Annotated in this window: 19 protein-coding genes and 1 riboswitch; of the genes, 5 read left to right on the top strand and 14 right to left on the bottom strand. The window is 65.2% G+C overall.

From position 1 onward, the window contains the following. Nucleotides 1–12 precede the first annotated feature (12 nt). The 4 genes from obgE to F562_RS0104005 all read right to left on the bottom strand — a co-directional run bounded on the left by obgE (nucleotide 13) and on the right by F562_RS0104005 (nucleotide 4,834). Nucleotides 13–1,542: a GTPase ObgE gene (gene obgE, locus F562_RS0104025; protein WP_018155648.1), complete on the bottom strand. Its 1,530-nt coding sequence runs from the start codon at nucleotides 1,540–1,542 to the stop codon at nucleotides 13–15. Between the two features lie 90 nt (nucleotides 1,543–1,632). Further along, entirely contained in the window at nucleotides 1,633–1,905 is a 273-nt protein-coding gene (gene rpmA, locus F562_RS0104020; RefSeq protein ID WP_018155647.1) for a 50S ribosomal protein L27, read from the bottom strand. A gap of 10 nt (nucleotides 1,906–1,915) precedes the next feature. Continuing rightward, a complete protein-coding gene (gene rplU, locus F562_RS0104015) occupies nucleotides 1,916–2,230 on the bottom strand; it encodes a 50S ribosomal protein L21 (protein ID WP_026180981.1) in 315 nt (104 codons plus the stop codon). Nucleotides 2,231–2,377: 147 nt separating this feature from the next. Continuing rightward, the gene (locus tag F562_RS0104005) at nucleotides 2,378–4,834 is read right to left on the bottom strand and encodes an Rne/Rng family ribonuclease (RefSeq protein ID WP_018155644.1); all 2,457 of its coding nucleotides are present in this window, start codon (nucleotides 4,832–4,834) and stop codon (nucleotides 2,378–2,380) included. A gap of 400 nt (nucleotides 4,835–5,234) precedes the next feature. After that, nucleotides 5,235–5,351, top strand: a riboswitch (TPP riboswitch). 22 nt (nucleotides 5,352–5,373) lie between these two features. Here F562_RS0104005 and F562_RS0104000 point away from each other — a divergent pair. Next, a complete protein-coding gene (locus F562_RS0104000; protein ID WP_018155643.1) occupies nucleotides 5,374–5,688 on the top strand; it encodes a hypothetical protein in 315 nt (104 codons plus the stop codon). Between the two features lie 434 nt (nucleotides 5,689–6,122). Here F562_RS0104000 and F562_RS0103995 read toward each other — a convergent pair whose 3' ends face one another. Further along, complete coding sequence (locus tag F562_RS0103995; RefSeq protein ID WP_018155642.1) at nucleotides 6,123–6,836, bottom strand: TIGR03936 family radical SAM-associated protein; 714 nt, start codon at nucleotides 6,834–6,836, stop codon at nucleotides 6,123–6,125. Nucleotides 6,837–6,950: 114 nt separating this feature from the next. On the opposite strand from F562_RS0103995, the gene F562_RS0103990 reads away from it, so the two are divergent. Continuing rightward, the gene (locus tag F562_RS0103990) at nucleotides 6,951–8,258 is read left to right on the top strand and encodes an MFS transporter (RefSeq protein ID WP_425386847.1); all 1,308 of its coding nucleotides are present in this window, start codon (nucleotides 6,951–6,953) and stop codon (nucleotides 8,256–8,258) included. Between the two features lie 9 nt (nucleotides 8,259–8,267). Beyond that, nucleotides 8,268–9,107 carry an Fpg/Nei family DNA glycosylase gene (locus tag F562_RS0103985; RefSeq protein ID WP_018155640.1) on the top strand — a complete coding sequence of 280 codons (840 nt, stop codon included), beginning with the start codon at nucleotides 8,268–8,270 and terminating at the stop codon, nucleotides 9,105–9,107. Here the strand turns inward: F562_RS0103985 and F562_RS0103980 are convergent. Further along, entirely contained in the window at nucleotides 9,081–10,127 is a 1,047-nt protein-coding gene (locus F562_RS0103980) for a hypothetical protein (protein WP_018155639.1), read from the bottom strand. The two genes, F562_RS0103985 and F562_RS0103980, sit on opposite strands and share 27 nt — an antisense overlap. A 126-nt stretch (nucleotides 10,128–10,253) precedes the next feature. Here F562_RS0103980 and F562_RS0103975 point away from each other — a divergent pair, with 126 nt between their 5' ends. Beyond that, a complete protein-coding gene (locus F562_RS0103975; RefSeq protein ID WP_018155638.1) occupies nucleotides 10,254–10,820 on the top strand; it encodes a DinB family protein in 567 nt (188 codons plus the stop codon). A gap of 6 nt (nucleotides 10,821–10,826) precedes the next feature. Here the strand turns inward: F562_RS0103975 and F562_RS0103970 are convergent, their stop codons facing one another. The 7 genes from F562_RS0103970 to F562_RS0103940 all read right to left on the bottom strand — a co-directional run bounded on the left by F562_RS0103970 (nucleotide 10,827) and on the right by F562_RS0103940 (nucleotide 19,203). Beyond that, complete coding sequence (locus F562_RS0103970) at nucleotides 10,827–12,782, bottom strand: TIGR03960 family B12-binding radical SAM protein (protein ID WP_018155637.1); 1,956 nt, start codon at nucleotides 12,780–12,782, stop codon at nucleotides 10,827–10,829. A gap of 125 nt (nucleotides 12,783–12,907) precedes the next feature. Further along, nucleotides 12,908–14,743 (bottom strand): AMP-dependent synthetase/ligase, encoded by a 1,836-nt coding sequence (locus F562_RS0103965; RefSeq protein ID WP_018155636.1) that lies wholly within the window; start codon nucleotides 14,741–14,743, stop codon nucleotides 12,908–12,910. 82 nt (nucleotides 14,744–14,825) lie between these two features. Then, a complete protein-coding gene (gene rodA, locus F562_RS0103960) occupies nucleotides 14,826–15,929 on the bottom strand; it encodes a rod shape-determining protein RodA (RefSeq protein WP_018155635.1) in 1,104 nt (367 codons plus the stop codon). Then, on the bottom strand, nucleotides 15,929–16,894 hold the full coding sequence (locus F562_RS0103955) for a bifunctional riboflavin kinase/FAD synthetase (RefSeq protein WP_018155634.1): 966 nt from the start codon (nucleotides 16,892–16,894) through the stop codon (nucleotides 15,929–15,931). The genes rodA and F562_RS0103955 overlap by 1 nt, the downstream gene beginning before the upstream one ends. Nucleotides 16,895–16,916: 22 nt before the next feature. Continuing rightward, nucleotides 16,917–17,831, bottom strand: coding sequence for a tRNA pseudouridine(55) synthase TruB (gene truB, locus F562_RS0103950; protein ID WP_018155633.1), 915 nt, complete (start codon nucleotides 17,829–17,831; stop codon nucleotides 16,917–16,919). Continuing rightward, complete coding sequence (gene rbfA, locus F562_RS0103945) at nucleotides 17,828–18,286, bottom strand: 30S ribosome-binding factor RbfA (RefSeq protein ID WP_018155632.1); 459 nt, start codon at nucleotides 18,284–18,286, stop codon at nucleotides 17,828–17,830. Before rbfA ends, truB begins: the two co-directional genes overlap by 4 nt. An 11-nt stretch (nucleotides 18,287–18,297) precedes the next feature. Continuing rightward, on the bottom strand, nucleotides 18,298–19,203 hold the full coding sequence (locus F562_RS0103940; protein WP_018155631.1) for a LysR family transcriptional regulator ArgP: 906 nt from the start codon (nucleotides 19,201–19,203) through the stop codon (nucleotides 18,298–18,300). Between the two features lie 81 nt (nucleotides 19,204–19,284). Between F562_RS0103940 and F562_RS0103935 the strand changes: the two genes are divergently transcribed. Beyond that, entirely contained in the window at nucleotides 19,285–19,881 is a 597-nt protein-coding gene (locus tag F562_RS0103935; protein WP_018155630.1) for a LysE/ArgO family amino acid transporter, read from the top strand. Between the two features lie 12 nt (nucleotides 19,882–19,893). On the opposite strand, the gene F562_RS0103930 is transcribed toward F562_RS0103935, so the two are convergent. Further along, nucleotides 19,894–20,925 carry a TRM11 family SAM-dependent methyltransferase gene (locus F562_RS0103930; RefSeq protein ID WP_018155629.1) on the bottom strand — a complete coding sequence of 344 codons (1,032 nt, stop codon included), beginning with the start codon at nucleotides 20,923–20,925 and terminating at the stop codon, nucleotides 19,894–19,896. Nucleotides 20,926–20,996: the final 71 nt, after the last annotated feature.

Here is a 20,996-nt window from a genome sequence, read left to right as displayed (position 1 = left end):
GCCCCCGCTGAATCACTCGACGTCATCGCCTGAATCGTGCTCTGTCCAGATGCCCGCGCGTCGCTCAGCGGCAAGGTCCTCGCGAGCTTCTCGTTGCGCGTCCTTGCGATGGTGGAATTCTTCGCGCCGCTCGGCCCGCGTGGGTCGATGGTCTTCGTCCAGGCGCAAATCGGTACCGCGGGCACCGAGGAGTTCCGAGCCGGTCTGCAAGGTCGGCTCCCAGTCGAACACCACTGCGTTGTCGGCAGGTCCGATCAACACTGTCGAACCGGCGACCGCTCCCGCCTTGAACAAGGCGTCCTCAACGCCGAGTCGCCCAAGGCGATCGGCGAGATAGCCCACGGCTTCGTCATTGCCGAAGTCGGTTTGGCGGACCCATCGAGTGGGGCGATCGCCAATCACCCGGTACAGCTCCCCATCGGAGGTGTTCTCCCGCTTGACCTCAAATCCACGGTCGTCGACAGCGCGTGGGCGCAGGACGGTCCGCTGCGGAACGATGTCCGACTCTCGTTCTGCTCGGGCGGCCGCCACATGCTTGGCGAGCGCGAACGTCAGCTCGCGCAGGCCCATGTGGGCGACCGCCGAGATGATGTGTACTTCGAGGCCGCGCTCTTCCAGATCTGGGCGAACCATCTCGGCAAGTTCCTGGGCGTCAGGAACATCGGCCTTATTGAGCACCACGATGCGGGTGCGCTCGGCGAGAGGTCGGCCGCCGAGTGAGGCGTCCGGGACGTACGCGGCCAGCTCCTGCTCGATAACCTCAAGGTCGGTCATCGGGTCGCGGCCAGGCTCGAGCGTGGCGCAGTCGACCACGTGGACGAGCACCGAGCAGCGCTCCACGTGGCGCAGGAACTCCAGGCCGAGCCCTTTGCCTTCACTGGCTCCGGGGATCAGCCCCGGCACATCGGCGATGGTGTAGCGCTCTTCGCCGGCGGTCACGACGCCGAGGTTAGGAACCAGCGTGGTGAACGGGTAGTCGGCGATCTTGGGACGGGCTGCCGACACGACCGACACGAGGCTGGATTTGCCTGCTGAGGGAAACCCGATGAGGGCCACATCGGCCAGGGTCTTCAATTCCAGGATGATGTCGGCGGTCTCGCCGGGTTCACCCAGGAGTGCGAAGCCGGGCGCCTTCCGACGAGGTGAGGCCAGCGCCTTATTGCCTAGCCCGCCACGGCCCCCGCGAGCCGGGATAAACCGAGTCCCGGCGCCCACCAGGTCGGCCAGCACTTCACCATCACGAGTCTTGACGACGGTGCCTTCCGGCACGGCCAGTACCAGATCAGTGCCGTCGGCACCGTTGCGTTCGTCGCCACCGCCGGGCGCGCCGTTGGTTGCCTTGCGGAACGGCCGGTGGTGGTAGTCGAGCAGGGTGGTGGACTGAGGGCTGACTTCGAGCACGACGTCGCCGCCTCGGCCGCCATTGCCGCCGTCCGGTCCACCCAGCGGCTTGAACTTCTCACGATGCACCGACGCCACCCCGTGGCCGCCGTTACCGGCTGCGACCTGGAGTACGACCCGGTCGACGAACTGGCTGGCCATCAGACTTCCTTGGGTGTGTTGGTTCTGGGATGCCTCGAGGGGGCGGGCCGAGCGGCCCGCCCCCTCGAGGGAATGTTCAGTCTGCCTCGGTCAGGCTGACGCGTCGGCCGTCTCGGCGACGACGATGTCAACCACCTTGCGGCCCTTGCGCTGCCCGAACTGCACCTGACCAGCGGTCAGGGCGAACAGCGTGTCGTCTCCACCACGGCCGACGTTGTTTCCGGCGTGGAAGTGGGTTCCGCGCTGACGGACGATGATCTCGCCTTCGCCGACCCGCTGGCCGCCGAAGCGCTTCACTCCGAGTCGCTGTGCGTTTGAGTCGCGACCGTTACGGGTCGAGGACGCACCCTTCTTATGTGCCATCTTTTACTCCTCAGATGCCGTCGATCGACGTGACCTTGACGCGGGTCAGGGGCTGGCGGTGCCCCTGGCGCTTGCGGTAGCCGGTCTTGTTCTTGTATTTGATAATCGTGATCTTGGGACCCTTGGTGGCCTCGACGATCTCGGCCTTGACCGTGACCTTGGCGAGCTTGTCAGCGTCGCTAGTCACCGTCTCGCCGTCCACGAGAAGCAGGGGCGTGAGGTCGATGCTGTCGCCAGCGGCAGCAGTCTTGACCTTGTCGATTACCAGTACGTCACCAACGGAAACCTTCTCCTGGCGGCCGCCTGCGCGAACGATCGCGTACACGTTGCGTCTCACTTCTCTCGTCGTTCCGGATCATCGTTCAGCGCGCTCGTCCGCCACTGATCGAAAGTGTGGGGGTGACGCCAACTTTCTGCGGCCTGGCTCCGACGTGATCGAAGCCTCCGAGAATCAGCGCACCGAGGTTCAACATTACCCGCCATCGTCCGCCTTCTCCAAACTCGCGGGCGGCGGGCCGGCTGGAGCGACGACTCGACCGCGTCGACGTCGAGCGCGACGGGCCGGAGCAGGGTCATCGACCGGAGCTTCCGCTGCAGGGGTTGGCGCAGGCTCGACATCAACCATGGTCTGCTCTGGCGTCTTCGCCTCGGGCGCTACCGCCTGCGGCTCTGGCGCCTCGACGTCCTGACGACCCGGTTCCTTGGCGGTGTGGTTCTTGTCCTCTGCGGACACCGCGGCGGCGTGCGCGGCTGCGGCGATCTGTGCGGGCGTACGACCGTTGGAGTCGGTCTTGTCCTGAGCCGGCGGCTCATTCGCCGGGGTTCCCGAATCGTTCTGCTTGGCGCCCTTTCGGCCCTTGCGCCGACCGGTGGAACTTCCGCCGTTGCTGCCACCACTCTGTCCGCCAGACTTCTCCACCGGCTTGTCGTGGATGACGAGACCGCGACCAGCGCAGTGCTCGCACGGCTCAGAGAAGATCTCGATCAGCCCGCTGCCCACGCGCTTGCGGGTCATCTGGACCAGACCAAGCGAGGTGACTTCCGCCACCTGGTGCTTGGTGCGGTCGCGACCGAGGCATTCCAGGAGTCGACGGACCACCAAGTCGCGGTTGGCCTCCAGCACCATGTCGATGAAGTCGACCACGATGATGCCGCCGATGTCGCGGAGCCGAAGCTGGCGGACGATCTCCTCCGCAGCCTCAATGTTGTTTTTGGTCACTGTCTCTTCGAGGTTGCCACCCGAACCGACAAACTTGCCCGTGTTGACGTCGACGACAGTCATGGCCTCGGTGCGGTCGATGATGAGCGACCCGCCAGAGGGCAACCAGACCTTGCGGTCCATGGCCTTGGCCAACTGCTCGTCCACTCGGTTCACCGCAAAGACGTCTTTCTCACCCGTCCACTTCTGCAGACGGTCTTTGAGGTCGGGGGCCACCGAGTCGACATAGTCGCTGATCTGCGTCCAGGCGGAATCGCCCGACACAATCAGCTTGCTGAAGTCTTCGTTGAACACGTCGCGGATCACCCGCACGGTCATTTCGGACTCACCCTGCAGGAGGGACGGCGCGCTCGCCTTGCTGGATCCGGCCTTCTTCTGGATCTGCTCCCAGGTCTTCACCAGCCGCTCGACGTCGGCGCGCAGTTCTTCCTCGCTCGCCCCCTCGGCGGCCGTACGGACGATGACGCCACCGTCTTCGGGAACGACCTCCTTGAGGATCTTTTTCAGCCGGGAGCGCTCGGTGTCGGGCAACTTGCGAGAGATGCCGGTCATCGAACTGTTCGGCACATAGACGAGGTACCGCCCCGGCAGCGAGATCTGCGAGGTCAGCCGTGCGCCCTTGTGACCGATGGGGTCTTTGGTGACCTGCACCAGGACCGTCTCACCAGACTTGAGTGCGTTCTCGATGCGCTTGGGCTGGTTGCTTTCCATGCCCGCGGCGTCCCAGTTGACTTCGCCGGCATAGAGCACCGCGTTGCGGCCACGGCCGATGTCGACGAAGGCGGCTTCCATGCTCGGCAGCACGTTTTGGACCCGACCGAGGTAGACGTTGCCAGCCATCGAGGCCTGCTGGCTCTCGCGAGAGACATAGTGCTCGACGAGAACGTCGTCTTCCATGACGCCGATCTGGGTGCGGCCCTCGCGCTCGCGCACCACCATCGTGCGCTCGACGCTCTCCCGACGCGCCAGGAACTCAGCTTCAGTGATGACCGTACGGCGGCGGCCAGCCTCGCGGCCTTCGCGGCGACGTTGACGCTTGGCCTCCAAGCGTGTTGACCCCTTGATCGAGGTCACTTCGTCGCGCGGCTTTCGGGCTTCACGCACCTTGGTCACGGTGCCCGGCGGGTCATCAGACTCGCCTGCGCCTGAACCACCGCGACGGCGCCGACGACGCCGACGCGAGCCATTGCCCTCCCCGTCGCTATCCCCATCTGCTGACTCGCTGGAGTCGTTGTCGCCTGACCCGTCATCGGCGCTGTCCTGGGCCTCGTGGTCCCCAGCATCAGCATCCTTGCGCGTACGGCCGCGGCCGCCCCGGCGCCGACGGTTGCCGCCTTCTGCGTTCTGGTCGTCCTCGTCGGAGGACTCCGACGGCGCACCTGGTGCGGCGTCACCGCCACCATCGGTGTCTTTGGCCTTGGACGCTCTCTTGGACTTGTCGCCCTTTTTGCCCTTGGCGGCCTTCGTGTCCTTGGCCTCCTGACGACCTGCCGATCGGCCATCGGACGAGTCCTCCTTGGGAGACCCCGATGAACGGTTCTCTTGCTCAGGAAGTGGCTCGTCACGGACCGGCTCGCGAGCGGGGACTCGGGTTTGCGGGTCGGGTGCCTGGAAGATCAGCCCAAAGGCAGGCGCTGCGGCAGGTTCAGCGGTCTTCTTGTCTGATCCTGCCGAGGCAGGATCACTCTGGTCGGAAAAGTCGAGGCTCATTCGGCCCGTCCTTCTACTCAGACACGAGGGCGCCCACAGCGGGGCCTGGTTGGCCATCGCGCCCGCGTGGTGCGGGAAGCCGCAGGTGCGCGCTGGCACCGGCGGAAGTCGGCTGCTACGTCAGGGCCAGTTCGCGCTAAGCGCGTCACCGCCACAATCCCTGGCGCCGGCCGGTCCATCGTTGGCGGCCTCGCGCATGATGCGGAACGGCCACCCGCGCAGGTGTCCTGATCGCACAAAGGTGTGTCGTGTCAGGCCCGCGGTCGGGACTCAGTCGGGGCGCGCAGGCGCTGTGGTGCACTGCACGACCGTGACCCATTCTGGCACAGCCGACCGAGTGGGTCGTGCAGCAGCACGCCGATAGGCTGGCCGAGCCTTTTCGGGGTCCTCGCCACGGCGGGGTTGTCCTTACGGGAGCTCGACGCATGTCTCGGGCTGAGAGGGCGGAGACCACGGTCCGCCGACCGACCGAACCTGACCGGGTAATGCCGGCGTAGGGATGGCGTCACCTTCGCTGCGTGACGTCGAAAGGAAGTGTCATGTCGGCTGTCATCGAAAAGTCCGCCACCGCAACGAATTCCGAGGCACCACTCACGCTGACATCGGACCCACCGCGTCCGCTTGGCGGCTTCGACCAAGTGATCTTGTGGGCCAACCTGGGCATCAGCCTGTTTGGTCCTCTGACCGGCGCAGCCATCGCCGCAGCCACCGGTTCGCTGCCTCTCGCGATCGGCGCCATCCTGCTGGGCACCTTGATCGGTGGGTCCCTTCTGGCATCCTCGGCGGTCTTCGGCGCCGCAACGGGTATGCCGGCGAGCGCCCCAACGGCAACGCCGGCCCCCTACGCCGGTTGAGCCGGCGAGCGCCCCAACGCGAGCCCCCTACGCCGGTTGAGCCGGCGAGCGCCCCAACGCGAGCCCCCTACGCCGGTTGAGCCGGCGAGCGCCCCAGCGCGAGCCCCCTTACGCCGGTTGAGCCGGCGAGCGCCCCAGCGCGAGCCGTGTCGAAACCACCCAACAGCACAAGGTCTCGACAAGCTCGACCGGCGTGAGCGGGTCTCGACAAGCCCGACCGGCGTGAGCGGGTCTCGACAAGCTCGACCGGCGCAAGAAGGTCTCGACAAGCTCGACCGGCGCAAGAAGGTCTCGACAAGCCCGACCGGCGTCAGCGGGTCTCGACAAGCTCGACCGGCGTCAGGACGCTCGACCGGCGTCAGGACGCTCGACCGGCGTCAGGACGCTCGACCGGCGTCAGGGCGCTCGACCGGCGTCAGGGCGCTCGACCGGCGTTAGAGAGGGTCGGCCACGTTGCCTTCGACGAGCGGACCCTGCGCGAGGCGAGTGATCAGCGGCGGTCGGGTCGGCTCGAAACCGTCGACCAAGGCGAGCCCGCTGAGCAGGTCATCGGGGCGTACGGCCGGGACGGTGTGGCGCAGCACCAAGCGGAGTTCGGGCGCGCCGTCATCGGCCTCAACGAGCTCGGAATCCAGGACCGCGCTTCGTACGTCAAAGGTCCGCGGCCCCTTCTTCATCATGCGGGTGACCTCGACCTCAGACTCCTGGACAAAGGCGGCGAGCGCCGCTCCCAACTTCGGCTGATCCGCTGGCGCAAACCGCAGCGACCACTGGGATGCCTCTAGCCGATCGGCCAAAGCTCCCGGCTGCGCTTCTACCACCGCGACGACGTCAAGGCCGGGCGGAAGTGCCTCGTCCAGTAGTCGTTTCACCTCAGCGGGCTCACGCTGCTCGCGCAGGTGGATCTCGAAATACTCAGCCTCACTCGCGGTACCTGTGGCGGCGGCGTTCGCGTACGAGATTTTGGGGTGCGGGTGGAAGCCCGCGGAGTACGCCATTGGTACCTGCGCGCGTCGCAACGCCCGCTCCAGGGCGCGCTGGAAGTCTCTGGTCGAGGTGAAGCGGAGGCGTCCGCGCTTGGCGTACTGGACGCGCAACTTCTGAACGGCGGGGTCAGGTGCCGGACCCTCGGGAACGCGCTTGGCCATAGGGCTGGAGGTTAGCTCGCTAGATCCGTACCAGCGAACCTGCGGCGGTATGCCAGCGGCGGCAACTCAGTCGATCAGTGCGGCCACTAGCGTTTGTCGCCCTCGACCCCGATGATGCATACCGTGACCAGCCGGACCTTCACTCGCATCCATCCCGCGTGGTGGGTTGCCGCCGCAACCTGTCTGACCATCATTGGTGCTGCCGGATTTCGCTCCACCCCAGGCGTTCTCATGGATCCGCTCCACCGTGAGTTCGGCTGGTCGCACGGGCTGATTGGGTCGGCCGTCTCCATCAACCTTCTCCTCTTCGGACTGACGGCGCCCTTCTCGGCCGCGCTCATGGAGCGGTTCGGCATCCGCCGCGTGGTTGCCTCGGCGCTCTTGCTGGTCAGCCTCGGCTCCGGACTGACCCTCTGGATGACGACCTCCTGGCAGCTAATCCTGTTCTGGGGCGTGCTGGTCGGCCTGGGCACGGGCGCGATGTCGATGGCGCTGGTCGCCACCGTCGTCAATCGCTGGTTTGTCACACGACGTGGACTGGTGAGCGGAGTTTTGACCGCTGCGGGCGCGACCGGGCAACTCATCTTCCTGCCCGTACTGGCCTGGCTCGCCGACGTCTACGGGTGGCGGTGGTCGGCCGGAGTCGTTGCCGCTGTCGCTCTCGCAGTTGTGCCTCTTGTCCTGGTCATGATGCACAACCACCCGAGTTCCATTGGCGTGGCGGCTTACGGCGCGGCGGATTCCGAGCCGGTGGCTCCCCCGCCGGTCGCCAGCGGTGCCGCCGGGCTAGCGATTCGAGCGCTGCGCGAGGCAGCAAAGTCTCCCGTTTTCTGGTTGCTCGCCGGGACCTTTGCGATTTGCGGGGCCAGCACCAACGGCCTGGTGGGCACGCACTTCATCCCGGCAGCGCACGACCATGGGATGGCACAACCGGTCGCCGCATCACTTCTGGCCCTCATTGGCATCTTCGACGTCGTCGGGACGATCTTCTCCGGCTGGCTCACCGACCGAGTGAATCCCGCTCTGCTCTTGGGCATCTACTACCTCGGGCGTGGCCTGTCCCTCTTCCTCCTCCCGAGCCTGTTCGGTGACAGTGTCGGCCCGAACATGCTGGTCTTCATCCTGTTCTACGGCCTCGACTGGGTCGCGACCGTCCCGCCGACCATGGCCTTGGCGCGAGAGCACTTCGGAGGCAGCGCCGCCATCGTCTTCGGCTGGATTTTCGCCGCCCACCAGTTCGGTGCGGCCGCAGCTGCGGTTCTTGCTGGAGTTGTCCGCGACCAACTCGGAACGTATGACCTGGCCTGGTACGTCGCCGGCGGGCTCTGCCTCGGCGCCGCGGCTCTCTTCGTGCCGATGGCGACCCGACGCCCAGATGCGCCCGTCGAGGCGGGTGCGGACACGCAGGCCGCCGCGCGATAACGTCCGAGCGTGCCCGAGGGACATGTCTTACACCGCATCAGCCACACGCTGAACGCCCACCTGACCGGTCAAGTGGTCCGATCCTCAAGCCCACAAGGCAAATTCGCAGCGGCCGAAGATGTTGACGGGCGTGAGTTCGCGGGCGCGGAGGCATACGGCAAGCACCTGTTCGTCGGCTTCGCCGGATTAGAAGAACGAGTCAACATTCACCTCGGCTTGCTGGGAAAGTTCTTCTTCACCGACCATCACGCACCTGAGGAGATCGGGGCGATTCGCTGGCGTCTCTCGACGGAGCAGCCACCGTGGACGATGGATCTGCGCGGACCCAATGTGTGCGAACTGAAGAGTCCGACGCAGGTGGCAGCGATCACGGCGGCCCTCGGACCAGACCCGCTACGTGCCGATGCCGATCCCGAGCGTGCCTGGGAACGCATCCATCGGTCCGGATCGCCGATCGCGTCCTTGTGCATGGATCAGAAGATTTTTGCCGGGGTAGGAAACATCTATCGTGCCGAGGCGCTCTACCGACACGGGATTGACCCGTTCATGGCGGGAAAGTTCCTGCGCCGCCACGAGTTTGAGGCGCTATGGGACGACTTCGTCGAGCTCATGCCGCTCGGCGTACGCGACGGCCGCATCGACACAGTTTACCCGGAGCACTCCCCCGAGGCGACCGGTCGCGCGCCACGCGTCGATGCCCATGGCGGCCAGGTGTACGTCTACCGCCGCGCTGAACAGCCCTGCTTGGTCTGTGGGCGTCCAGTGTCCACGCAGGTTTTGTCGGGTCGGAACCTGTTTTGGTGTCGAACCTGTCAACCGCGCTCACGCCGCCGGACGGTTCGGGGCTGAGACCGAATCACGCGCTGCATTTGACGCCCAAGACACCGGCCCGTCAAGAAGGCCCCGGGACAGCACTGCCGGCAACGGCAGCATGCGCCACCCCACAGCAGCGAGAGTGCCTCCGACCGTGAGGATGAGCAGCGTCACCCACGTGTCGTCGCTGCTGCCATTGCGCACCCACCAGCCGAGGAAGGCGTGCTGCGCGACGTAAAGCGTCAGCGCCATGGAGCCTGCGGTGGCCAACGGAGCCGCCCACTGCGAACCCTCGCCCACCAAGGCGATCGCTGCGGTCATGATCACGGCGCACAGAGACCCGCTGAGCGCGATCTGAAAGTAGGACCCGTCGTACGGCGTCACGTCGATCACCCTGGCCACTTGCAGAAGCCCAAGGAAGACCGCAAACGCGCTGGTCCCGACGGCCACCGAAAGGACCTGCGTCCGAGAGTCAGCCGAGCGGCGCCACCAGCGCACGATCAACACGCCGACGCACGCCCATGCCAGCATGGCTGGCAACCGGTAGTAGGCGCCCCCGCCCAGGACGTCGAGTGCTCGGGCCAGAAATTCCTGGCCCTCAACTGCCGCTTCCATCCGGGATGGTCCCAGTCGGTCCATGATCCACGGCGCGGCCGCGAATGAGGCCACGGCGACGCCCGCTACCCCGACCCTCGGAAGCAAGACGACCCACGAAATCACCACCGCTAGGACACCCAGGTGAACGAGAACCCCCACGATCTGGGCGTCGAAGACCTCCGTCAGCATTCCGAGCATTACCAACAGGATTCCGCGCACCAGCGAGCCCACGAGCCAGCCGCCGATATCGGACCGGGAGCGCGCCCGCCGGTATCCCTCAATACCCAGTTGGGCGCCCGCGCCCATCGTGGTGGCGAACAGCGCCAGCGCGACGAAATCACCCATGGCCAGGACAACATCAGCCCGCCCGACAGACGGCGCGACGTGGGCGACGAACATGGCAATCAACGCGACCCACCGCGCCACGTCGAGCCAAGCGAAACGGTTCACGGTGGTCATGGAGGAAATCTACTTTGCCGGCAGTCCGATCCGGCGCCGTTCAGCGTCAGCGGACCAAAACTGTCCGGTTGGATTCGTACGGTGTGCTCACCGGCCAGCAGGCGCCCACCCCACGAAAGGCACATCATGTCAACGGATTTCGAGCGCAGCGCCCTGATCGAGACCTTGGACCGGCATCGCGGATTCCTGCTCCATACCGCCGAAGGACTCTCGGAGGAACAGGCGCGTACCACCAGCACGGTCTCCGAGTTGACGATTGCCTCCCTCCTGAAGCACGTCGCTGACACCGAAGAGCAGTGGATGCAGTTCGCCGTGCGCGGAGCGCCAGCGTTCGGTGGTTCAGGTGTCTATGAGTCAGACGTCGACTGGGAAGCCGTCGACACGGAGGCTGAAGCGACCGGCGGGGACTGGTCCGACAGCGAGTGGGACGACGCCCGCTTCGTCCTCTCCGACGACGAGACCCTGGAGGCCCTGCGCGCCCGAGTGGGCGAAGTGAGTGCCAAGACGACGGATGTGCTGCGTACGGCCGACCTCGACAGCGAGCACCTCCTCCCCGAGGCGCCCTGGTTCGAGGCCGGTGTGAGCTGGTCAGTCCGCCGCGTCGCGTTGCACATGCTCGCCGAGATCAGCCAGCATGCCGGCCACGCTGACGTCATTCGCGAGGCCATCGACGGGCAGAAATCGATGGGCTGAGGGTGCTCAAACGACCGACAGTGGCAGCAACGTCTTGCCGGTCGGTCCCACTTGAATGTCAGTGCCCATCTGGGGGCAGACACCGCAGTCGAAGCATGGGGTCCACCGGCAGTCCTCGACCTCGGTCTCATCGAGGGCGTCCTGCCAGTCATCCCAGAGCCATTCCTTGTCGAGGCCGCTGTCGAGGTGGTCCCACGGCAACACCTCTGCCTCGTCCCGCTCCCGGGTCGTGTACCACGCCACATCGACCGGGAGGTCGGCCAGCGCCTCCCCTGCGCAGCGCATCCACCGCTCGTAAGAAAAGTGCTCGCTCCAGCCATCGAATCGTCCGCCATCGCGCCATACCGACTCGATCACCCGACCGAGCCGACGGTCGCCACGAGAGAGCAGTCCTTCGACGATCCCAGGCTCACCATCGTGGTAGCGCAGGCCGATGGCCGAGCCATAACGCTTGTCTGACCGAAGCGCTTCCTTGAGTTTGGTCAGGCGCGCGTCGGTTTCTTCGGCGCCCAGTTGTGCACACCACTGGAAGGGTGTGTGCGGTTTGGGTACAAACCCGCCAATCGACACGGTGCACCGGATGTCGCGGCGACCACTGACCTCCCGACCAGTGTCGATGACCCGCTTGGCCAGATCCGCGATCTGCAGGACGTCCTCGTCGGTCTCGGTCGGGAGCCCGCACATGAAGTAGAGCTTGACCTGCCGCCAGCCGGCGCCGTAGGCCGCAGCAACCGTATTGATGAGGTCCTGCTCGGACACCATCTTGTTGATGACCTTGCGGATTCGCTCGCTACCGCCCTCGGGAGCAAAGGTCAGACCCGAGCGACGGCCGTTGCGGGTGAGCTCGTTGGCGAGGTCGATATTGAAGGCATCCACGCGGGTCGACGGCAGCGACAAACCTGTCTGCGTCCCCTCGTAGCGGTCGGCCAGGCCCTTGGCGACCTCCGCGATCTCGCTGTGGTCGGCGGACGACAGCGACAGCAGGCCAACTTCTTCGAATCCCGTTGCGGCCAAACCTTTATCGACCATCTCGCCGATGCCGGTGATCGAACGCTCGCGCACCGGCCGGGTGATCATCCCCGCTTGGCAGAAGCGGCACCCTCGGGTGCATCCCCGGAAGATTTCGACCGACATGCGCTCATGAACGGACTCCGCGAGTGGCACGAGTGGCTGCTTGGGGTAGGGCCATTCGTCCAGGTCCATCACCGTGTGCTTGGAGACGCGCCACGGCACTCCGGTCGCGCCCGGCGCTGGGGCTACGCGTTGAATCCGCCCATCCGGCAGGTAGGAGACGTCGTACAACGAGGGCACATAGACGCCACCCGTGCGCGCGAGACGCAGCAAGAGCTCGGCTCGGCCCCCGGGCCGACCCTGTGCTTTCCAGTCCTTGATGAGATTGGTGATCGTCAGGACTGCCTGCTCACCATCGCCGACCACCGCGGCGTCGATGAAGTCGCTCACCGGCTCGGGGTTGAACGCGGCGTGCCCGCCTGCCAGCACGATCGGGTCATCCAGGCCACGCTCGGCAGCATGCAGCGGGATGCCTGCCAGGTCCAAGGTCGTCAGCATGTTGGTGTAGCCGAGTTCAGTCGAGAACGACACCCCCAGAACGTCGAAGTCGGCGACCGGGCGGTGACCATCGACCGTCAGCTGCGGCACTCCCGCCTCGCGCATGGCCTGCTCCATGTCGGGCCAGACGGTGTAGGTCCGCTCAGCCAACGCGTGCGGGTGCTCGTTGAGAACTTCGTACAGGATCATGACGCCTTGGTTGGGCAGCCCGACCTCGTAGGCGTCCGGGTAAAGGAGCACCCAACGAGTCGTCAGTTCTTCACCCTCGGGGCTGCGCCCGCCGCAGTCCCAGTCCTTGACCTGGGAGTTGAGCTCACCACCGACGTACTGGATGGGTTTGCTGACCTTCTCGAGCAATGGCTCGAGATCGGCAAAGCGCGAGTGACCAGACATACCGCTCAGAATACGTGCGCGCACCCCGCATAGACGAGACATTCCCACGCGCCGACTAGGGGCAAATACAGGGTGTACGCGCGTACGCACACCTCATTTGCCCCCACTCGACGGCTAATCGGTGGCTAATCGACGTACAGCGCGTCCAACTCGTCGCGGTACCGGGTCGTGACCACCTTGCGCTTGAGCTTGAGGCTCGGCGTGATCTCGCCTTCCTCGACGGTGAGATCCCGCGGCAGGATGATGAACCGCTTGATCTGCTCCCACCGGTTGAGCTTGCGGTTGAGCTCATCGATATAGCCCTGCACCATCCGGCGACACTCCTCGGAGGTGACGATGGTCTGGTAGTCCGCCCCCTCCATGCCGTTGGACGCGGCCCAACCGGCGATGCCCTCTTCGTCCAGGGTGATCAGGGCCGACACAAACTTGCGTCCGTCGCCTTCCACGACCAATTGCGAGGCGAAGGGGCAGATGCCCTTGAACATCGACTCGATATTGCTCGGCGCGACGTACTTGCCGTTCGAGGTCTTGAACAAGTCCTTCTTGCGGTCGGTGATACGGACGTGCCCGGTCTCGGTCACTTCGCCGATGTCACCGGTGTGGAACCAGCCGTCCTTCAGCGTCTCGGACGTGACGTCGTCGAGATTTCGATAACCCTGCATGACGCCGGGGCCCTTGACGAGGATCTCGCCGTCTTCGGCCGTCTTGACCTCGGTGCCCGGCAATGGCCAGCCGACGGTGCCGGTCTGGTTGGAGTACGGCCGGTTCACGCAGGTGGCCGCACTTGTCTCGGTCAATCCATAACCCTCCAGGATAGGAAGTCCCATCGCGGAGAACCAGTGTGCGACGTCCGGGTTGAGCGCAGCTGATCCGGAAATGAAGAATCGCACGTTGCCGCCGAACCGACCACGGATCTTGTGCAGCACCAACTTGTCGGCGAGCGCCAGTTGCGCCTTGGTGGCCGCGCCGACCGATCCGCCATCTGCCCGCTGCTTGGCAGCCTCCCGCCCCACGCCGGAAGCCCAGTCGAAAAGTTTGGCTTTCACGCCGCCTTCATCCGCCATCATCGTGGTGATGCGGCCGTAAACCTTCTCAAAGATGCGCGGCGCTGCCCCCATCCAGGTCGGCTTGATGATGGGCAAGTGCTCGATGATCTTGTCGACTCGGCCATCGATCGCGGTGGGGAACCCGATCTGCAGAGGCAGCGTCAGCAACACCTTGCCGAAGACGTGCGCCAGCGGCAGCCACAGAAACTGCACGTCTTCTTTGTCCAGCAGACCGGTGGAATCCACCGCGGCGGCTTCGTAGGTCCAGGACGAATGCGGGAGGCGTACGCCCTTCGGGCGTCCCGTGGTTCCGGAGGTATAGATCAGGGTCGCGAGATCTTCGGGCTTCAAGCCGGCGATACGGCTTTCGAGGACATCCGGCTGCTCCGCGCGAAGGGCGGCACCCTGTGCTTCCAGGTCATCGAGCGAGATGACCTGATCACCATCGGGGGTCCCATCGATCGTGACGACCTTGATGACCTCTGGCGCGTCCGAGGCAATCGTCTTGAAGTTCGCGACGTGGGCATCCGACTCGGCAATCAGCACCCGGCTGCCGGAGTCACCGAGGATGTGCAGTACGTCCTCGGTGGTCGTCGTGGGGTAGATCGTCGTGGTGGCGGCACCCGCAAGCATGACGCCGAGATCGAGCAGGGCCCACTCCAGGCGGGTGCTGGACTCAATGGCGACGCGGTCTTGGGGTTCGATCCCGAGCGCGACCAGGCCAGCGCCAATGTTGCGTACGCGCTCGTCGGCCTGGTTCCAGGTCAACCATTCGACGCTCTCGCCAACGGGCCGGCCGAACGCCTTCTCCCCACCGCTCCGCTTGACGCGATCGACAAAAAGATGAGCGACGGTTGGGAGTCGATTCTCGATGACCGACAGATCCGGGCGCTCGTCTGAGCGGGACATCACCATGGTGTTACTCCTGAGTTGCGCGGGCCAGAGCCACAGCATGCCAGGCAGTAGCGCAGCGGACCACACGATCCGCAGAGTTGGTCTAGTACACCCGGCGCAGACTGACGAAATGAACGTTCCCCAGTAGCCCGATTGCGATCCAGCAGGCAAACATGCTGGACCCCCCGTATGACACGAACGGCAGCGGCAGGCCCGTCACCGGAAGCAACCCGAGGTTCATCCCGACGTTCTGGACTGTTTGGAACAGCAACCAGCACGCCACACCCGTCGCGACCAATCGGCCAAAGGAGTCCTGCGCTCGGCGGGCAATGAAAATGGCTCGGACGACGATGAACCCGCTGATCAACAGCACGCCAGCGGCACCCAGCAGGCCTAGCTCTTCCCCGGCGACCGAGAACACGAAGTCGGTGTGTTGGTAAGGGATAAAGCCGCCCTGGGTCTGCTGGCCAGCACCCCAGCCCTGACCGCTCCAACCACCTGACCCGATCGCGATGCGTACCTGCCGCACCTGATAGCCGATACCGCCAGGGTCGACCGATGGATCCGCGAACGCCAGGATTCGGTCGCGCTGGTATGCCGACAGCAGGGGCGTCAGCCATGCTACGGCCGCAGCACCCACACCGCCCACCAACGCCCCGACTAACCACCACCGCGAGGCACCGGCCACCGCGATGACACCCAGTGAGAGCGCCGACAACACCACTGCCGTCCCGAGGTCTGGTTGGGCCAGGACCAAGAGCACAGGCACCGCGGCCACGACCACCGCAAGGGCCACATCCCGATGTGGTGGCGGCTGATCCCGCTCGCCACGCTCGGCCAGGATCATCGCCAAACCGACCGCGAGCGCGACCTTGGTGAGTTCGGCAGGCTGCAGCGACAGCCCTGGAAACTGCAGCCAGGATCGTGATCCGTTGACCGTCGACCCGAGCGGTGACAGCACCGCGAGCAGTCCGAGCAGCGAAGCGAGGTAGACCCACGGTGCCCACGCCCGAATGGTGCGGGAGTCGATTCGCATGACCCACCACGCCATGGCGAGCCCGACGGCCGTAAAGACCAAGTGGCGCACGGCATAGGTTCCGCCGAGCGTGTGGTGGGTCGCAGACCAGACGAGCGCGGCGCCGATCAACGAGAGCCCGAGCGCGGCCACGATCAGGCCCCAATCGGCGCGTGTCCACGACTCGCGCACTAGGAATCCTGGCTGAGGATCTCCCGCGCCCGAGCCACGTCGCGGTGCATCTGGGCGATGAGCGTGTCGATGGAGTCGAAGCGCTCATTGCCTCGTAGCCACTGCACGAACTCGACGCTGACCTGTTCGTCGTAAAGATCGAGGTCAACACGATCGAGCACATAGGCCTCGACAGTGCGTACCGGGTTGTCGAAGGTGGGGTTGGTTCCCACGGAGATCGCGGCGGGCATGCGGTGCTCGTCATGGCCACGGTCGATGTCGTGGCGGACCAACCAGCCTGCGTAGACACCATCGGCAGGGATCATCCCGCGCGCGTCTTGGGCGAGATTGGCTGTCGGGAAGCCGAGTTCACGACCGCGTTGCAGGCCCCGGACCACAGTGCCGCGTACTCGGTGTGGCCGGCCCAGGATCTCGGCGGCACTTTCGACGCTGCCCGCGTGCAGCAGGGTACGCACCTCCGTGGAGGACCAGCGGCCGCCCGTCGCCGTGCCCGAACCGAGGTCATCGAGAGTCAGCACATCGAATCCGAGGGTCTCCCCGAGCGAGCGCAACGTGGTGATGTCCCCCGAGTTCTTCACTCCGAAGCGGGTGTCGTGGCCGACAATCACCGCGCATGCGCCGAGTGCGTCCACGAAGCAGTCCTGCACGAATTGTTCGGGGGTTTGCGCCGCGAGGTCGCGGTCGAATCGCAGAATCAGGACGGCGTCGAGCCCGAGCTGTTCGATAAGGGCGACCCGGTCATCCACGGCGGTGATCTGGGCTGGCGCACGATCGGGATGGAGGACCTCAAGCGGGTGCGGGTCGAACGTGACGGCCACCGACCGCGCTCCCCGGCGCTGTGCCTCCTCGACCACGGTCCGCAAGACGTAGGCATGCCCGCCGTGGACTCCGTCGAAGTTGCCCATCGTGACAACGGTGGGTCCGAAGTCGTCGGGCACCTGTGAGTAGTCGGTCAGACGGAGCACGGCGGCAACCCTACTGACCCGGTCACGACTGCTCGCCCGTGGGGAAGACGACGTGGCTGCGAATCATCGATCGTGACTCATCGATCACGGCGACGAGGTCCCCATCGGGTCCGATCGCGGCGACTGGATCGAGGCGCTCGGGCCGGGACGGCAACCGGCGGCCATGACGCACATGCGCCGTCTCCTCGGCGGTGAGCATTCGCGTCGGCAACAACTCTGCGGCGGCCTCCGGGAGAGAGACCAAAGGCAAGGGGCGGCCCTGCTCGTACGCGTCTTCTAACTCGGCCAACGGTGCGGAACGGGCCAGATCGAGGTGTCCGACACCTTCACGCCGAAGGCTGGTCAGGTGACCGCCGGTATGCAGCGCGGCGCCCAAGTCACGAGCGAGCGCTCGCACATAGGTACCTGAGGAAACCTCGACCACGACATCGAGATCGATCACGACCGTGTCGCCAATCTGGTGCGTTCGCCGGTCCAGGACCTCGAAGCGACGGACCGTCACCGGTCGGGCTGGCAGCGCCACATCCTCGCCTTTGCGCGCCCTGACATAGGAGCGCTCGCCTTTGACCTTGATGGCGCTGACCGCGCTCGGCACTTGCTGGATCGCCCCGCTCAGGTCGCCGATGGCGGCATCGATCTGGGAATCACTGACTCCGGCGGCGCCAGCCGACGCGGTCACCTCACCTTCGGCGTCATCCGTGAGCGTTGACTGCCCGAGCCGGATCGTGCCGGAGTAGGTCTTGTCGCACCCGACGAAAAAGGTCAGCAGTTTGGTGCCTTGGTTGACTCCCAGGACCAACAACCCGGTGGCCATGGGGTCGAGCGTGCCTGCATGCCCGACCCGACGAGTCCCCGCGAGTCGTCGACACCGGGCGACGACATCGTGGCTGGTCCAGCCCGACGGTTTGTCGACGAGCAGCACGCCTGCTTCGGTCACTCAGCGTCCTGCGAGGCGTCTGGCGTGGAGTCTGGCTCGGCGGGCTTGCGATAGGGGTCGACATCTCCGGCGTACGTCGCAGCCGCGGCATTGCGCGCGAGTTCAGCGTCCCGCTCTCGTGCTTTGCGGACTGCGTCCTCGAGGTGCGCCGCACCTTCGGGAAGAGCATCGGGGATGAACTCCAACGACGGCGTGAGTCGAATACCAAGGCCCTTACCAACGTGCGAACGGATCCTGCCGCGCTGGTCTTGGAGAACCTCAGCAGTCTGCTCGCGGGCAACGTCGTCACCAAAGACGGTGTAGAAGACGCTTGCCTGCTGGAGGTCGCCGGTGACACGAACATCGGTCACGGTGACAAACCCGAGTCGTTCGTCCTTAACCCGGAACTCCAGATACTCGGCCACCAGGGATTTAATGCGGTCCGCGACTTTGCGCGCCCGTGCGGTGTCAGCCATAACTCCTGAGCCTAGTTCGCACGCCTGGAGCGCACACCTCCCACCCGTCTACGCGCGGCTGAACGCACCGCGTCAGTGAGCCGGTCCAGGTCTTCTGAGCTGAGCCGCCATCGTTGCCAATACAACGTGACGTCTAACGGTCGCGCTCCCGGCAACCGCACCAGATCGCCACGATCCAGTGCGCCGTCCAGGTGCTGCTCCGGCAGCGCGCCCCAGCCAAGTCCGAGGCGTACGGCCTGAGCGAATCCCTCGGCCGAGGGAACGCGATGGGTGGGTGGGTTGTGCGGACCACCCAGGCCATGGGCCGCCATGACCCGCTCTTGAAGGTCGTCCCGCTCGTTGAAGCGCACGACGGGCAGTTCACCCCATCGGACGCGTCGCCGCGAGCCATGACGCGCTAGCAAATCTGGGGTGGCAACAGGTACGTAACGCATCAGCCCGAGCTGTTCAATCGAGCACCCCTGCACCGTGACTGGGTCAGCAGTCACGGCTCCCATCACCGCCCCCTTTCGGAGGAGATCCACGGAATGCTCCTGATCCTCTACGTGAACCTGGATGACCCTGTCCGACCATGTTGCCGCTTCTCGCAGTACGTCGACGAACCATGTAGCGAGGGAATCCGCGTTCACAGCAACGGGAATCGCCGTGGCTCGATCTGCGTCCGCCCCAAGCTGCCCGGTTGCCTCCGCGCTGAGCAACTGAACTTGTCGGGCCAACCGTAGGAGAATTTCGCCCTCCGTGGTCGCGACGCATGGTGTGGTGCGGACGATCAGCACCCGACCGACTCGGGTCTCGAGCGCCTTGATGCGTTGGCTGACGGCTGATTGCGTCAATCTCAGTCGACGCGCCGCAGAGTCAAAGGTCCCCTCCTCCACGACAGCAAGCAGCGCCGCAAGGTGATCCGCGTCGTAGTTCATCCATCAATCATAAATCTTGCTACTGACCTATCAGAAACATTCGTTGGACTAACTGAGTTACAACCACCTAGCGTCAATCCCATGAACGCCATGCTGCCCGGTCTCATCACGGGGATATCGCTCATCGTGGCGATCGGAGCCCAGAACGCCTTCGTCCTTCGCCAAGGGCTACGACGGGAGCGGATCTGGCTCGTCGTGGCGATTTGTACGGGATGCGACATTGCTCTGATCCTGGCCGGCGTCGCCGGAATCGGGAGCGTCACCGAGAACGCGCCGTGGGCGCTCGAGGTGCTGCGCTGGGGCGGGGCGGCATACCTGATGTGGTTTGCGTTCACCTCGTTTCGTTCGGCCATCCGGCCCAGCGGCCTCGCAGCTGGTGCGCCCACACGTGGCGAGCAGGACATCGCGAAGACGACCTTGGCGCTCACCCTGTTGAATCCACACGTCTATCTCGACACAGTGGTCATGCTGGGTTCCATTGCCAATCAGCATGGAGACCAAGGGCGTTGGTGGTTTGCCTTGGGTGCGTGCGTTGGCAGCGTCGTGTGGTTTTCGCTACTGGGCTTCGGATCCATCGCGGCCGCCCGTTGGCTCGCAAAGCCCTCCGTATGGCGAGTGCTGGACGTGCTCATCGGCATCGTCATGCTCGCCCTCGCAGCCAAACTCGCCATGGGCTAGTCCGGACGCGATTTAGTCCGGCCTAGTCGCGAAGATGAGGTCTCGATCGATCGAAGCGTCGACCCGGTGTCGGAAGGTTTCGTCGGCGGGGTCGCCGACCACCGCCAGACCGTGGCCTTCCAAGAGTTCTCCGAGCTGGTCCGGGGAGGCGACATGGCGGTTGTACGCCATCCCCAGAGCGCCACCTCGACGCAACAATGGAACCCACCCGGGTAGGGCATCTTCAAGCAATTCCAACGGGTTTCGAGCGATCCGGTCACCATGCGAACCGTGCTGCACCCCGTAAGGCGAGTCGGTCACCAGGACGTCGAACTGGCGTGGCTTGAGAAGTCCGTCGAGGTCAGTGGTGTCCGTGTTGAGGTAGGTGATTCGCTGAACGTCGCCCTGCTTGAACTCTTCCTTGGTCGGCGCGACGGTGACGTCGAACCGTCTTCCACGGTGTCGGCCACTCGTTCGAAGGCTGCCCGAATCGGCCGTGTGCTTGTAGCGGTGCTGACGCAACCAGGTCTTGAGAAAGCGCTCGTATTCCTCGAAGTCGCGTTTATCCAGGTCGATCCCCGTCACGTTTAGGCCGTACGTCAGCGCCAGGTTGAGCGTGGTCCCTCGCCCGCACATCGGATCGAGCACCGTCAAGGTGCCATCGAGCAATCTCTGCGGGTGCGCTGACACGGCAGCCGTGAGATTGAGCAGCGTCCGGGTGAGTTGCTCGTTGGTCTTGCCTTGATACTTCTGAATCGTCAGCAGGTCGCTCGGGTAACGATCGACCCGTTCGGCGGCCACCGGGCGCAGCAGTTCACCCTCGGCGGTGAAGATGGCGTATACCCCCGACAGCGAGGACAACGCCTGAAAGCCGACGGCGTCCAACGGTTCAGTCAGCTCGACGCCCAGGTAGTGGGCACCGGCCCGCTGCGTCGGTTCCACCTCAACGGTGGCACCAGTCACGACACTGAGTAGCCGCCGGGCCTCCTCGGCGACCAAGGTCGGGGCGACCTCGCGGTAGACACGGTTGGGCGAGGGTTCCAGAAGCAGGAGGTACGCAGGCACCCGCAGACCCTACCCGGCACAACGATCGGACCGGTCGTGCGCTCGAGCGCACGACCGGTCCGATCGAAGAG

The organism is Demetria terragena DSM 11295, assembly GCF_000376825.1.
GTDB lineage: Bacteria > Actinomycetota > Actinomycetes > Actinomycetales > Dermatophilaceae > Demetria > Demetria terragena.
The sequence above is the reverse complement of the archived record's forward strand: the minus strand, read 5'-3'. Positions and strand labels throughout refer to the sequence as shown.